We start from the raw sequence: 14,868 nt of genomic DNA, 5'->3' as shown, positions 1-14,868 counted from the left end.
GAAAATGCCTGCCTTATAGCGACTGCGATTTCGAGTGAAGGAATGGCGAGCTGAAAAGCTTTAATTCACTCCTCACAGTTGCTCGCCGCATTTTTTCATGAAGCTCATCAATATAACCATCAGGGCAATCGCCGCTACAAAAAGAACGATAACCATCAAGAAGAACAGCAGAGGGACAACGATCATGATGATAAGGAGCACGGATGCAATCTGGAACACGAGAAAATATGCCCAACGCCGCGCTGCATCATGTTCAATGTCGAACCTCTGCCGCTTGACCGCCAAGTCTCTAATGCCCTTAAATAAATGATGCACGATGACCAGGATCAGTACGAACGATACCAATCCCACGACTATACTTAACGGATTAATATGAATGTCCCCGCCTTGAACCGGTTGCTCGTAGATCTGAAATAAAGATAGTACGAGCATAATCCAATTAAAGATTTTCGCCTTGACGAAATATTCACTGTATTCGGCAAGCGCTTGAAACCCCAACACAAACAGAATAAACCCGACCGCATCCGGCAAAATATCGAAGCCCTGAATTCTGAAGTCGAACATTATAAATAAGAAGCCCTAGAAAAACTTATTGAATCCTTCTCTGACCATAAGCCCTCCTTAAGTACGGTAATACTTAAGAATATGCTTAATATACATTAATAGCCCGTGTATTCGAACCAATCAAAGTCTGCAAAATTGTCGCTTGCATGGGCGTTGCCGCTTGCATACATACCGAGACAAGCGCCTACGAAACCGCCGGCCACGTCCGTGCTGAGGATGCGGCCGTCAACCTTCTCAGCCAGCGGACGATACTCATCCGCCCGCGCCCCATAATAGAAGGAATAGTCCTGCTCATGCGCCTCAACGGTCAAATACAGCTTGCCTGCATCTACAGCCTGTTCGTCTAACACTTCATCCTTCCCCTGCGAGCATTTCGTCAAACGCAGCACCTTTATCCCGTTCGATATTAGATACTCGCAGCGGAAATGGAACTGACTGCTTTGCAGCAGGACAAGCCCCGCCGATTCATGCTCGGCTTGCGGGGTGAATTCCATAACGGTACGTGCATGAAAGTGAATGTGCTGCTGACGTCTGCCGACAAAGCTTGGATTGTCGTTTTCCTTTAACGTCTGCGGACGAAGCTTCAAGCGAAGATGACCCGGACGTTCATCAAGACTCATAAACGGCTCTCTCGGCGTACGAATAAACAACCACTGCATGGCTAGTTCAGCCGTTTCAAAATTATCGCAGGCAGGCGGCTGTATCCACCGCTTCTCAGGCAGATTTGGCAATACCTCTTCCATTTCTACGATGGATTTGCCCGGTTTGACGACCGGCCATCCTTCCTCCCACGTAAACGGTATCAAGAACGTTTCGCGGCCAAGATTGCGGTAGTATCCTCCATAAGGGCGGGATGCAAGCAGAACCATCCACCACTCGCCGTTAGTTGTTTCAACAATATCGGAATGACCGACGTTGACGATCGGGTAACCGTTGCCCAAATGCCGATGCGTCAATACCGGATTTTTCTTATAACCGACGTATGGTCCAAAAATATGCTCGCTGCGGGCAACCGAAATCGCATGATCCGGTCCTGTGCCGCCCTCCGAAATGAGCAAATAATAATACCCGTTGATCTTGTAGGTATGCGGCCCTTCCGGCCACACCGCATCGCGCAGAGCGCCGCGCCATAACGAATGCTTGTCGTGGACCAGCTTCATCGTATTCAGGTCGAGCTCCTGCATCCAAATTTCCCAGTTGCCGAAATAGTTCGGTCCTTCAGGAGCAGGTCTTGTTCCGGTGTAATAAGCTTTGCCGTCATCATCGAAGAACAGGGATGGATCAATGCCTTCCGAGTCCAGCCAGTAAGGATCGGACCACGGACCGGCAGGATCGGTAGCGGTCACAATAAAGTTTCCTCTTTTTCCGACCAGCGTATTAATGACATAAAATGTTCCTTCATGATAACGAATCGTCGGCGCAAAAACACCGGCCGATGGCGCTACACCATCCAGATCGAGCTGCGACGGGCGATTCATCACATGACCGATTTGTCTCCAGTTCACTAGATCTTTACTATGGAAAATCGGAATGCCCGGATAATATTCGAAGGTAGAAGTGACCAAATAATAATCGTCGCCGACTCTGCACATCGACGGATCAGGATAAAATCCGGACAGGATCGGATTTTTAAACGTTGTCATCCCTATCATCCTTTCTGCGATTAATTTATCCCTTCTATGATAGATTTAGCCGCATGCAACAGCAACCTGCCAAACTGCAGTAGTTGACGCTCAAATTATAGAAACACCATCCTTTTTTACGGATGGTGTTCACGAGGGGGAGGCGAACCGTAGGTGTATACATCCGCAATTCGCCTAATATGTGCATACAGGCTTGAAATCTCTTTATTCCAGTTTCATGTAATACAGATTTGTAATGCTATCTTTTGTAATCGTGTGCGCTCCCGGTGCAAACGATACGCTTACAATAGCATTCGTCATTGGATAGCTTGTTCCGTCAATCCTAATTTTTGTGCCGTCAGCTGTATTGAACACCAAGGTTAATGTTGATGTCTGAGCGGTGGTAAACGAAATGCTGGTCGAGCTCTCGATTTTCAAACATTGCGTCAGTGTCAGACCGTTGTATACCGCAGTCCCTTTCGTTGTGGAAGGGTTGCCTTGATTGTCGAAAAAGAACCTGGACGAACAGGCTTGCAATCGGTATACTTGCCGGAGTAAACACACCTATTCCGTCCAAAAGCAGGGGGCAAGGATGAGAAGATACAACTTTGTAAGACCGCTAATATTAATAGTAATTGCGCTGCTGACGAGAGGTCTGGTTACTAACCTTTGCATGGTGTTTGGTTTAGAACAGGAAACAGCGTCCAGTTTAGGATTTATCGCAATGATTGTCGGCCGTACTTATTATTTATACCGCATGATGGAAAAACGCCACAAATAGAAGAAGCCTCTCCTCGTCCGGCAATTGAATCAGTAAACATTTCAAGAAGCACTAAAGTATGGAAAGCCACTTGTTAGATGGTGTCTAACAAATGGGGTGCAGTTCAAATGCGGTTGTGATTTTATATGGTGGAGGCGAGGCGTGGTATGACAAATCCACAATTCGCCGGATCGTGATGCTTAGACTGTTTGGGGTGGCGGCCTAAGCCGGGTTGGATTTATGACGAGCGTTCTTCCAGTAAGAACTTGATTCTTTTCAAGTCCTTGTTGTTGGCCTTCTTCATCATCAAAGACATAAACGGAGTAAACAGAATCGAAAATCCGCTAGGATTACCTTTGTTGCGTAAAGTCATTCGAGTGGAATGACCGCTCAGAGATTCCCAAGTATATGTCGTTTCCATCGGAAAAGGACCATCGGCCGTTCTCATGACAAGCTTTCTTCCTGGTGTATATTCGGCAATTTCATACACATAAGAAAGCTCTTTTCCAAGGAAAGCCGCTTTAAAAGCAATTTTGGAACCAACCTCAATCGGCTTGGGGGTTTGCCATTCTACCGATTTAATATTGACATACCATTCAGACGCGTTATCCGGATTAGCGGCATATTCCGATACTTGATCACAAGGACAATTTATTGTTATTTCTGTTAATACATCTACCATGATGAATACCTCCAAAAAATGAAAAGCGCGCATACTCGCGCGCGCCATTTCACTTCATTAAGCTAATCATTGCGCACTTGTCGTTACGCACCCGCCTTTAACTGCTCATCTTTATTCATGAGCCACTGCTCCAGCATATCGACAGTCATGCTTTTCAGCATATCCGTATGATCTTGAATGGCGTGATGCCACATAGCCGCTTCTGCTTTATATTTGTTTTCATCCGTAATCTTAAATCCACAGTTGCAAGATATTGTATTCATCTCATTAATGATCTCCTTTAAAATAGGTTTACTGTTTGTTTGTTAAATCAATGCATGGCTTGTTCTGACCACGGATCGACGCCCGGATCCTGGCCTTGCGCTATCAATTGCAGGCGAGGCATGTAATGCGTCCAACCTTGCACATGCGATGCTGCTTCCGTTACCGGCAGATCGTAATGCGTCAACACCAAGAGGGTGCCGTTATCTTTGGGAGTCAGCTTAAATTCAACGGTACTGGATCCAGGCGGTACAATCTTCGATTTTTCCCATCCCCATGTCATACGTTCCCCGTTAGTTGAATGAGATGGCAGGTTTAATCCCAATGGTATTGATTACCTCACCAACTGTTTTAGGCAACCAATAAAAAACCATTCGATGTTACTTTTAGTCGATGCATAGCCGATTACATACATATAATATATAGGGAGAATGTTAAGGTGCGGTTAATAAATTTTATAACGATTCTTTCGGTAATTTTTATGTGCACGGCTTGCTCAGCATTTGATAAGTATATGAAGAATTCTAAAGAATACATGGTAGAAGGAGAATATGAAAAAGCTGTCGAACAGTTAAACTTAGCAATTATTGAAAATCCAACAGATAAAAATGCGGCCGCTTTATTAGATACTATTACAATTGATGAAGCTAAGGAAATACTCCCAGAAGCGAAACTTAAATATAAAGAAGCAAAAGAATTATTTGATGAGTACAACCTAATTAATTCTAGCTACGCCACAGCGACAGAAAGTCTCTTTCAGATAAGTGATAATTCAGTAGAATTGCTGGAAAATATAATAGAAAATGTCGTAAAACCGCTACCGACGATCCCTCCAAATTCAACCCGCTTATTCAGATTAACATCAAGAACTGAAAGTAACGATTCTAGAATAAAAGCTTCTTTTAACAAAAGCACTATCGAAACATTCATCTCTGAATTTGATTTGTATTACGTATCAATAATGCGACAAGAAGAATAGCACTTCTTTTGGGGCTTCTTCATTAGGAGGGAGAACATACTTTTGAATTCAAACCTAATTTCCCGTAAGCGGCGGAAGGCTTCTTCTTTTGGAGAGAAGGGCGTGTAGAACCCGCGACTCACTGCATCGGCAATGACCAAAGCGTCCTTTGGGTCATTCTTTGAGGGGGAGTTGTCTCTGTTTTCCTTATTGCGTTTGGTCGTCATTGGATTGACAAGGACAACTGAAACACCTTGTTTCATTAACCAATTGGCGATATTGAACCAGTAGTGACCGGTACTTTCCATTCCCACAACGACGTCATTCAAGCTGTGCATTTTCTGTAATTTACGAATGCTGCTAATTAAATACTCAAAGCCCACATGGTCGTTCGAAAACATAATAGGGCGATTGGTGAGGACAATACCTCGAAAGTTAATAGCTTGAGCAGCGTGTTTCTCCTTGGCAATGTCAATGCCTATGACAAGGGTGGAAGTAGAAATACGTTCTACACGTTGATTTTGAGCTTTAATTAATCTAGACTTCATAATAACGCCTCCTAAGGTGAGTTCTGAGGGCTGCAACCCAGTACATACTCATCCTAGCGGGGCGTTCGTTTTTCTGCAAATTGAATCTACTAACACCTACAGGAATGTTAACGGGTACGATAGTGAAAAACACATATTGTTGAAAAGGCGCTGTGGTAGCCTGCTCATTTTATTAAGATAGCGGGCAGCAGCTCCAAAATTCACCTGTTTTGTATTAGGAATTTACTTGCTACTATTAGAAAAGACACTTTTTTTACAAGATGGGAGAATGGTGATGTTCACATTTTTTACAAAGAGTTTTTACAAATGGTTGTTGGCATTTATATGGATATTACTGGTACTTACTTTTCGTGAATTTTATAATATACCTGATTTCCTTGAGTCTGTACTTATTTGTATAGGTTTGTTTTTAATATTGTATCTCTTTGAAAAAAGTGATGATAAAAAACCACAGTAAGAACATTGTGCTAACTGGGAACGATAGTTCAATCAGCTCAATCCAACCGTCTTGAAAAAGGCGGTTTTTTCTGGTTCTTGAAAATCAACAACTAGATTTAACAGAGCCTAAAATAAAAATAAAGCACACTTTTAATAGTGTGCCCCAAATTATAGGTGCCCTTAGTAATGCTGAGCTATGATTAAAAGGAGTTCAGCATATAGTTTCAACGGCTAGATTAGATCCCGTTTGCTTACAAAAAGTTCATTCTATTAACAGACACGTACATTCTTTTTTGGTTTCCATCAGCATGGTCATTAAGAAAGCGAAAAATTGATTTCTCCTTTGAATTGAAGCTCAAACAGCCCCCATCTTAGGAGGGGAGAGAGAGAAATATCTGCTGTTTAAGACTTTAGCCGGCAATGCGCTGGCAGCGAGGCTGACCATGGCATGAATGGCTCTAGCGCCTGCGGATCGAGCTGACCTGTTAGCTGAGGCAGCTGTTCAAAGAGAAACTTCAAGTAGTCGAATGGCTTGAGTCCATTTTCCTTTGCAGTTTCGACAACGCTGTAAATGTTAGCACTGGCCTTTGCGCCTCGCGGGGTGTTAGCAAAGAGCCAATTTTTCCGGCCTATTACAAAAGGTTTAATCGACCGTTCGCTTCTGTTGTTGTCGATTTCGAGTCGTCCGTCAGCAAGGTATGCCGCCAGCTTTTCCCATTGATTTAAGCTGTAGGCGATTGCTTGTCCTGTCAAACTCTTAGGTAACGTTCGGGACCGCTGTTGCTTCAGCCAATTTTGGTAAGCTTCGATCACAGGAAGGCTTCTTTCCTGCCGTGCGGTATAGCGTTCCTCTGGCGATGCTTCCTTCAGATCCCGCTCAATGGCAAAGAGTTCATTACAGAACTTCAGGCCTTGCTTCGCTACCGTTTCCGGATTGTTCCTTGCCTCTGGCGGCGCCGCCTTTAAAGCCTCGTCATATTTACGCCGTGCATGTGCCCAGCAGGCGACAAGTGTCACATCGGCCACTTTGTGATACCCTGGGTAACCGTCGACATGCAGATAGCCTTTGAATCCAGCCAAAAAGTTTCGCGGATGCTCGCCTCCTCGGGTTCTCTGGTAATCGAACACAACAGCTGGGTCTTCTCCGCGTCCGCTGCGATATAACCACAGATAGGATTTCGATTCGGCCGATTTGCCTGGCTCGTGCAGCACTTGTAACGTGGTCTCATCAGCATGTAAGATATCTTTCTTCAGCAAGTATTCTTTCATGGCGCTAACCACTGGCGTCAGCCACTTCTCCGCTCCGTAGATCATCCAATTCGCCATCGTTTGCCGGGACAATGTGAAGCCTAGACGAGCAAAGTGCTGTTCTTGCCGATAAAGAGGTAAGCTTTCCACATATTTCTGGCACATCACATGCGCCAGAATTGACGGCGAAGCTAGGCTCCCCGGGTAGACAGGCTTTGGCATCTGTGCCGTGATGATAGGTGTATGAATGTCATTGCGCTCGCATGATCGGCAGGAATAAACCTGCCTCACGTGGCGGATGACCTTGACTTGAGGCGGCACAATGGCGATCTCGGTGCTCATTTCATGGAGTGAACCGCCACAGCACGAACAGGCCTGATCCTACTCATTGAGTTCATAAGTCACCGTTTCAATCGGTAACCGATCAAAATCTACTTCACGCCTACCGGTCGTCTTCCGGCGCTCGTAGGTCACCTGCTCCATCTGTGGCTCTTGTCCTTCAGGTGTCGCAAGCACCTCGGCTTCGTTGAACAAATTCAGTTCCAATTGGTCCGGGTTCGTCTTCTCACTGGATGCACCAAAACGTTTTTGTTTCGCAAGACGGTTCTGCTCCTCATACCACCTGAGTAAAGCAGTAAGCTCAGAAATTTGCTGTTCCTGCTTAGCAATTCGCTGATTCAGTTTTTCGATTGTTGTTAAGTTTTCCGCTCGATTTTCCATATCGTATACTTTCGGAAAATGTCGCATCATCCCTGCCGCAAGGTATGGCGATACAGCGAACATTTGAGTTATACGACAGAATCAGCCGTAACTATTGGATGTGCCTGACGCTGACTAAGCGAAAGTCCATCCAGCAGCCAGCGAAGCTCGCGGGAGGTAATGGTTGCGGTACCCACGCTTTCGTTCGGCCACTGAAACGTGCCTCGTTCAAGTCTGCGGTAAAACAGCCAAAAACCGTTGTGCTCCCAGTGTAAAATCTTGATCTTGTTACATTCGCGGTTGCAGAAAACAAACAAGCATGAAGAAAAGGGATTGAGTCCAAAGCCTTCCTGCACGATTGCGGCTAATCCGTCAATAGACTTCCGCAGATCTGTTGATCCTGTGGCAAGATAGACATGCTGGACGCTGGATAATGTTAACATGGCTCTTCCAGTGACTGCACAACTTCTTTAAGCAACCGTTGGTCAAAGCCAGGACGGATCTCAATTTGGACTGAACCGATACGAACGACAAGTGAAGATTCATGGGTAATAGATTGGGTTTCTTTTGTTGTCATAAGGCAACCTCCAATTTAATTGGGATGCCTTCATTGTCTCATGTATATTTGGGTTCTTGAAGGTGTGCTGGGTTTGACGCTTACCCTGATTCCATCTCTCTCGATTGATTGCACTCATTTCTCTTTGCATCTTGTTATCTCCCACTCACATCAGCGTTTCGTAAAACGTTCTTGTATTCACGACGTCCCACCACCTTAAGCCCGAAGGGCCGATGCGGTTAAGTGGTGCGAATGTGTCCGGCTGAATCATCTTCCTAGTTGCTGATATGCCTCTTCGATTCCACTTCTAACTTCGTGCCGGACCGAGGGCGAATGCCCTATGCGTAAATATGGTGTTATACGAAGCTGTCTTGAATCTACTCACAAATTCATTATTATTCATAAAAAATCATATGGTCTTTATCTGCTTTATAATAATCTAATCTATCCTTCAACTGACCTGTATGAAATTCAAACATATGTCCATCTGGATCTAAGAAATAGATTGATTTCTTATCCTTTTCGTTTCTTTCCCGACCTGATAATATATTTACTCTCAATTCAATTAGTCTCTTATATAGTAGTTCGATATCTGAATCATTAACTGTAAAAGCAATATGGGTGTATGTTCGATTAATTTGGTGGTTCTTATCTATATCTTCTTGGTTTAGAGCTATCCATAAACCATTCAAATCAAAATAGGCTAGTTTTCTCCCTTTAACTAGCAGCTTTGCTTCAAATACATTTTTGTAGAACTCAATTGATGTATCCAAGTTTGAGACAGAAAAACAAAAATGATTTATGCCTTGTATTTTCATAGGTTTGGTTTCTCCAATCTTTACATCCAGTTTCGTATAACGTTGTTGCATTCACGACGTCCCACCGACTTGGGCGACAAAGTCGCCGGGGCGCGATGCGCTTAGTCGGTGCGGATATGTCCGGCTGATTCCGCTTCTCTGCAACTGAAATGCCTCTTCGAATTCACTTGTAACTTCATGCCGGACAGAGGCAGCTTGTCTGTCGAAGCGTGAATACAGTGTTAGATGATGCCGCCACTTCTTTGAATAACCTATCAATATTACCTTTACATACTTAAAATAAATCCCGTTTTCTTTCCTTTTTCAAATCCAGCATTCTCATAGAATTTATGTACTTCATCTCTTTTTGAACCAGTCAAAAACATTAGTTTATAACAGTTCTTTTCTCTTGCCATTTCTTTAGCTTTTTCTAAAGCCATCTGTCCGAATCCTTTTCTTCTGTAATCTATATGTGTAATAACATTCTCGATCAAACCATACGGTCTTGCGTTTCTTGTAAGATTCTTTATAACAACTAACACACATGAAGCTACAATTACTCCATTGTGTTCGATAACAATTATATTCATATTCTTGTCATTCAAAATATCGTTCCAGTGAGCAATTAAGCCATCATCTCTTACTAGTTCCGGATCTGAAGGTTGTAAGTACTTATACAGTAACAAGAGATCTTCCAATTCATCTTCTTTAATGAGTCTAGAATTAGTCATTTCTATGCGCCTGCTTTCATTTGTGTTTTGGCGGTTTCATTTATTGTTTTTTATTCACGACGCCCTACCACCTAAAGGGACGAAGTCCCGGCGCGATGCGGTTAGGTGGTGCAGGTGTGTTCGGCTGAACCTACTCCCTCGCTACTGTAATGCCTCTTAGAATCCACTTCGAACCTCTGCCGGACCGAGGGGCGAATGCCCCGAAGAGTGAATACGGTGTTAAGTGATGTTAACGCCTTCTGGAAATACTTGATAAATCGTTAATATCGTTCTATTGTTTATTTGCTTCATAGTCATTCTTGTATTCCATATTTCTTTGAGCAATTGTCTTTCGATTTCTATCAATTATCTCTTTTAAATAGCATTCGTATATTATTATAAAAAATCCAAGAATACATAAAATTATTGCAAAAATGTTTGCCATATATCCTCATTATTTCTTAATGATCTTGCGTTAATTTCGCCTAACGTTCTTGTATTCACGACGTCCCACCACCTTAAGCCCGAAGGGCGGCCGCGATGCGGTTAGGCGGTGCGGATGTGTCCGGCTATCTGATGTTGATGCCTTCTCGAAAAGTCATACAAATGTTATTTCCATCCGCCCCAAATAGATATCTTATTACCGTCAGGATCAAATACATCAAAGAAATCCCCACAACCCTCTGTTTCATTAATGCCTTCAAATCTCACACCATTTGTTTTCATATTGTTATAAATTTCTTCTATGTTTGTAACTTCAAGTGTAATTGCTGACATTTCTGTCCCACCCACTTCAATATAGTTCAGGGTAGTTTTCTCCTTAGTCTTAATCAAAAATATCGCTTGGTTCTCTCCTACTTTTAATTGTACTTGATCTTCTGTCACTGGATTTCTTAGTTCAAGGCCCAGGTTCCTCTGGTACCATTTTGCAGACTCATACGGGTTTGTAATTGGGATATAAACACATTCAATCTGTTTTACTTTTGCATTCATCTCTTCATCTCCCTTTAATTTTTGCATCAATTTCAGATAACGTTATATTTAAGAACTTCGCAAATTAACATTTGGTGAAGCTTGCTCATACCGGGGATTATGTTGCGCCAACGACCACACGATATCTGGACGCCTGAAGGTTAAACATTTGAGCATATTTCCCATCAAGACTCATAAGCTCTTCGTGCGAACCTTGCTCAATAATCTGACCATTTTCCATCATAAGAATGCGATCCGCCATTTTGGTAGTCGATAAGCGATGGGAAATGAAAATGATCGGTCGATCTTCTGCCTTCTCTAGCATGACTTGATTCAAATGGTATTCACTCATAGGGTCCAATGCGCTGGAAGGCTCGTCTAATATAATAAGAAGAGTCGGCTTGGCGAATACTCTTGCGATCGCCACCTTCTGAGCCTCTCCGCCGGATAACTCTATTCCGGTATCGTCAAATTCCTTGGTAACGGAAGTATCGGTCCCCAATCGCAAAGATTGCAGCTTATTGCCAAAACCGCTTTTCTCCAGCGCTTCTCTTATCAGATAGGAATCGCCTGATGCAACATGGTTCATGACGACATTTTGAGAAAGCGTAGCAGCGAACAACTGATGATCCTGAAACACTGAGCTAATCTTCATTCGGTAATCGTCCAGCTTCAATTGCTCGATTGGTATCCCATTTAAACGAATTTCTCCCGAGCTTGCATCGTATAGACGCATGATCAGCTTCGTCAATGTCGTTTTTCCCGCACCATTGTAGCCAACGATTGCAATTTTTTCTCCTGGCCTGATGCTTAAATTTACGTTTTGAAGGATTGGCGGCCCGGATTGACCATATTGGAATGATAACTCTCTTAACATTAATCCAGTAAACTTATCCGACACAGGTATTGGATCTTCAACTTCTTTCAGACCGTTCTTTTGATCCAGGAAGCTTCTTAACTTCTCGATATACAGGCTGTTTTCTTGCATCTGGCTGATGAGCGTCGTCATATATTGCAAATTGCCCTTTAAACGCCAGGATGAATTCAGCAGCGTAACCGCGCTTCCGTAGCTTAACGTTCCTTTCACTAATGTCATAAACACAACATAAACGACGTACATGCCGCTTAAAATCAACTCATTAAAAAAATACTCAGAGGAGAAGTTTAACCAGAACTGCTTTTTCGAATGCTTTTGCACGATTCCGTGCATCTCTTTATGTGTATCAGTGAAATCTCTAAAAAATTTCTCCTTGATGGAATAAAGTCTTAATTCCTTCGCATAATCAGCCAAGTAAAACAACCGCTTCAAATAGATTCGTTTACGATCCTTTTCGTTAAGCTCCATTCTCATTTTGAACCTGATTTTATTGGCGATCATGCTGACAATCAGGGTTAAAATGAAGGACACGAGCACAAACAGCAGACCGAGCTTGTCAACGAACAGGAAAAAGCTTATAGAGGTCATGATAACCGTAACGGATCTGCACATTGTTCTGATGTTGTTTATCGTAGCATCAATTCGATTATGAGCATCATTGGCGCTCCACACATAATCATTATAAAAAACGGGATCGTCATAATTGGCCAAATCGGTACTAATCGCTTTTTCGTAGAGATCCATCCTTATCTTTTGATATAACAATTCTTTTCCTTTAGGTTCAACGCTCTGATAGTAAATGCTATCCAGCACAAAGCAGATTGCTATAAACAAAATCGTTAGTCCGATATATAAAGCGACGGTAGAGAAGGAAGTTCCATATTGAACGCTGTCGAACACAAACTTAATCAAAAGGACATGCTCGAGAAAAATTTCGATTTCCTGCAAGCATGCATACAAGCATGTAAAGATTATATATTTGCGTGAATAGCGCAGCCCGTATTTCATAATAAACCAATTATTTTTAAGGACCCGAGTAAAGCTATGCTTATTAGGCTTCATGCAGATTCACCACCCCAGCCCACTCTTCTTGATCAACATACTTTTCTGCTTGCTTTAAGAATAGTTCCGCATATTTTCCCTGCAGTTGCATCAATTCCATGTGTGAACCAGACTCTCGGATTTCGCCATCCTCCATGTAATAAATTCGATCTGCCAGCATAGCTGATGACATGCGGTGAGAAATAATGACAACGGCTTTATCCTTGCAGGCTTCCATCATACTTTCAAAAATTTCGAATTCCGCAATCGGATCGAGTGCGCTTGTAGGCTCATCAAGCACGAGGATTTCGGCCTGTTGCGCAAAAATGCGCGCGATCGCAATCTTTTGAAACTCGCCGCCTGATAAAACAACCCCTTGATCATCAAATTCCTTCGTAAGCATCGTATCTATTCCCTCCGGCAACGTAGCTACCTTATCGTATACTCTGCTTTTCTTGAGCGCATTTATGACGAGCTGGCGGTCTGCTTCAGTGTCTACATCGCGCATAAGCACATTCTCTGCAATCGTCATCGAAAAAATCTTAAAATCCTGAAATACGGTTCCATACAGTGAGCGATAGGACATAAGATCAAACTCTTTTATATTGCTTCCGTTTAACAATATTTCCCCTTCAGTGGGATCGTACAATCGCATCATGAGCTTGATTAACGTTGATTTGCCTGCTCCATTGTGTCCGACAAGAGCAATTTTCTCATTCTTATTAACTTCCATCGTAATATGGCGAATAGAGGGCTCAACGGCTCCATCATACGTAAATTGAAGCTGCCGAAATGTTAATTGCTGTATCGGCGGCGCGATTGGTTTGACTGGATCGGCATGCTCCTGGATTTCGGAGACATAGCTTAAAAAAGTTTTTAAATTTTCGATGTAAATGCCGTTTTTGTTGATCTCTACAAAACTATCAGACAACCGGATGAGCGACCACGCGCCACCGACCATTGCGCTTCCAAGTACGATAAAGGAGCTGATAGAAATCGATTGCTTAACAATAGCCAAATAAGCACCATACAGCAGAATTCCTTGGAATATGAGCGTGAAGGTAGTAAATATCTTGAAAAAGGAAATAACTCCTGCCTTTACTCGATACTTATGAACGACAGAAACGACACCGTCATACCCTTCTATATAGGTGTTTCTCAGAACCGAAAATATGCGGGACAACCGAATTTCCTTGGCAAAGTGGGATAAATAAATGACACGGTTTACATAGTCCATTTTTCTTTGGTAGGGTACCCGCTCATCATTTTGCTGGAACTGAATTCGGTTCAGCTTTTTTCCAAAATAAAAATTCCCTATAATCGGCAATAAAGCAAACCATACAACCCACGGATCTATGACGTACATCACGGTAAATATACTAATCGTTGCAAGCGAGACGAATATAATTCGAGAGAGATTTGCAAGAACAGCGCTTACACGTTGATCGGCTTCTTGAATGGCTTTTGTATATTTATTATAAAACTCGTGATCCTCAAAGCATTTCAATTCTACGGATGCAGCCTTGCGAAAAAGAATGAGATACAGCTTCTCATATAACTTGAGATCACTTAAAGGCCTGAAGCGATATTCATACCAATTGTCCAGCAAGACTAATGCGAATATCAAAACCAATGTCATGATTATGAAATAGACAATTTGCTGAAAGTCTCTTTCGATTGATATTGACTCAATGATGTACTTCATGAAATATACGGTAAAAAATACATTAGCAAGCTGTCTGCCGGCTTGAACTGCAAAATCAGCCAGCACTCTCTGCGGATGCATGCTCCATGCTAACTTGAGCACAAATAAGTTGTTGGCAATATTGGCTTCTGCCTGTCGGAATGTTAGGTTTATCTTCCCCACGGTCGTTTCTTCCCCTCTGTATCGTAAAGAGCTTTAATTCATCGATTTGAAAAGCGCGTCATCGATTAATTAGTATTTCAAAATTTACTACAGAGCAAAATGGAAAACAACCCCATAAATTCTACATCTTTAACTTTCTGTTAATTAAGATGTGCCACGGTATCACTCTAAATATAAAGTCTCTGTTATTAAGCGAAAAAGACCTCACCACTGCACTCGGTCAGGGATGAGGTCTCAGGATTATGGTAGTGATCAAACAAGAAGCGAC

General features: G+C 42.7%; 14 protein-coding genes and 2 pseudogenes. 1 reads left to right on the top strand and 15 read right to left on the bottom strand.

Annotation, left to right across the window (positions count from 1 at the left end; translation table 11 throughout):
- Positions 1-72: 72 nt before the first annotated feature.
- The 6 genes and pseudogenes from J2T14_RS06265 to J2T14_RS06240 all read right to left on the bottom strand — a co-directional run bounded on the left by J2T14_RS06265 (position 73) and on the right by J2T14_RS06240 (position 4,172).
- Entirely contained in the window at positions 73-564 is a 492-nt protein-coding gene (locus tag J2T14_RS06265; protein ID WP_307203505.1) for a hypothetical protein, read from the bottom strand.
- A 95-nt stretch (positions 565-659) separates the two neighbouring features.
- On the bottom strand, positions 660-2,207 hold the full coding sequence (locus J2T14_RS06260) for a glycoside hydrolase family 43 protein (protein ID WP_307203504.1): 1,548 nt from the start codon (positions 2,205-2,207) through the stop codon (positions 660-662).
- A gap of 204 nt (positions 2,208-2,411) precedes the next feature.
- Positions 2,412-2,699: pseudogene (locus tag J2T14_RS06255) on the bottom strand (pectate lyase); the annotation flags it as partial.
- A gap of 485 nt (positions 2,700-3,184) precedes the next feature.
- Positions 3,185-3,628, bottom strand: coding sequence for an SRPBCC family protein (locus tag J2T14_RS06250; protein WP_307468999.1), 444 nt, complete (start codon positions 3,626-3,628; stop codon positions 3,185-3,187).
- A gap of 83 nt (positions 3,629-3,711) precedes the next feature.
- A complete protein-coding gene (locus J2T14_RS06245; protein WP_307203501.1) occupies positions 3,712-3,891 on the bottom strand; it encodes a hypothetical protein in 180 nt (59 codons plus the stop codon).
- Between the two features lie 47 nt (positions 3,892-3,938).
- Entirely contained in the window at positions 3,939-4,172 is a 234-nt protein-coding gene (locus tag J2T14_RS06240; RefSeq protein ID WP_307203500.1) for an SRPBCC family protein, read from the bottom strand.
- Between the two features lie 156 nt (positions 4,173-4,328).
- Between J2T14_RS06240 and J2T14_RS06235 the strand changes: the two genes are divergently transcribed.
- Positions 4,329-4,868, top strand: a complete 540-nt coding sequence (locus J2T14_RS06235) for a hypothetical protein (protein ID WP_307468995.1) — start codon at positions 4,329-4,331, stop codon at positions 4,866-4,868.
- Here the strand turns inward: J2T14_RS06235 and J2T14_RS06230 are convergent.
- The 9 genes and pseudogenes from J2T14_RS06230 to J2T14_RS06190 all read right to left on the bottom strand — a co-directional run bounded on the left by J2T14_RS06230 (position 4,838) and on the right by J2T14_RS06190 (position 14,600).
- Positions 4,838-5,395: an IS110 family transposase gene (locus J2T14_RS06230; protein WP_307468993.1), complete on the bottom strand. Its 558-nt coding sequence runs from the start codon at positions 5,393-5,395 to the stop codon at positions 4,838-4,840. The genes J2T14_RS06235 and J2T14_RS06230 overlap by 31 nt on opposite strands.
- An 840-nt stretch (positions 5,396-6,235) precedes the next feature.
- Positions 6,236-7,801, bottom strand: a pseudogene (tnpC, locus tag J2T14_RS06225) (IS66 family transposase).
- Between the two features lie 68 nt (positions 7,802-7,869).
- A complete protein-coding gene (gene tnpB, locus J2T14_RS06220; protein WP_045668860.1) occupies positions 7,870-8,223 on the bottom strand; it encodes an IS66 family insertion sequence element accessory protein TnpB in 354 nt (117 codons plus the stop codon).
- A complete protein-coding gene (locus J2T14_RS06215) occupies positions 8,217-8,357 on the bottom strand; it encodes a hypothetical protein (RefSeq protein WP_307468984.1) in 141 nt (46 codons plus the stop codon). Before J2T14_RS06215 ends, tnpB begins: the two co-directional genes overlap by 7 nt.
- Before the next feature lie 374 nt (positions 8,358-8,731).
- Positions 8,732-9,154 (bottom strand): metallothiol transferase FosB, encoded by a 423-nt coding sequence (gene fosB, locus J2T14_RS06210; RefSeq protein WP_307470385.1) that lies wholly within the window; start codon positions 9,152-9,154, stop codon positions 8,732-8,734.
- Between the two features lie 266 nt (positions 9,155-9,420).
- A complete protein-coding gene (locus J2T14_RS06205; protein ID WP_307203499.1) occupies positions 9,421-9,864 on the bottom strand; it encodes a GNAT family N-acetyltransferase in 444 nt (147 codons plus the stop codon).
- A 588-nt stretch (positions 9,865-10,452) separates the two neighbouring features.
- Positions 10,453-10,836, bottom strand: coding sequence for a VOC family protein (locus J2T14_RS06200; protein ID WP_307468982.1), 384 nt, complete (start codon positions 10,834-10,836; stop codon positions 10,453-10,455).
- Positions 10,837-10,933: 97 nt separating this feature from the next.
- Positions 10,934-12,754, bottom strand: coding sequence for an ABC transporter ATP-binding protein (locus J2T14_RS06195; RefSeq protein ID WP_307468981.1), 1,821 nt, complete (start codon positions 12,752-12,754; stop codon positions 10,934-10,936).
- On the bottom strand, positions 12,744-14,600 hold the full coding sequence (locus tag J2T14_RS06190; RefSeq protein ID WP_307468980.1) for an ABC transporter ATP-binding protein: 1,857 nt from the start codon (positions 14,598-14,600) through the stop codon (positions 12,744-12,746). The genes J2T14_RS06195 and J2T14_RS06190 overlap by 11 nt, the downstream gene beginning before the upstream one ends.
- Between the last annotated feature and the right edge of the window lie 268 nt (positions 14,601-14,868).

This window comes from Paenibacillus harenae, from assembly GCF_030812415.1.
Taxonomy (GTDB): Bacteria; Bacillota; Bacilli; order Paenibacillales; family Paenibacillaceae; genus Pristimantibacillus; species Pristimantibacillus harenae_A.
This window is presented reverse-complemented; position numbering and strand designations above follow the sequence as displayed.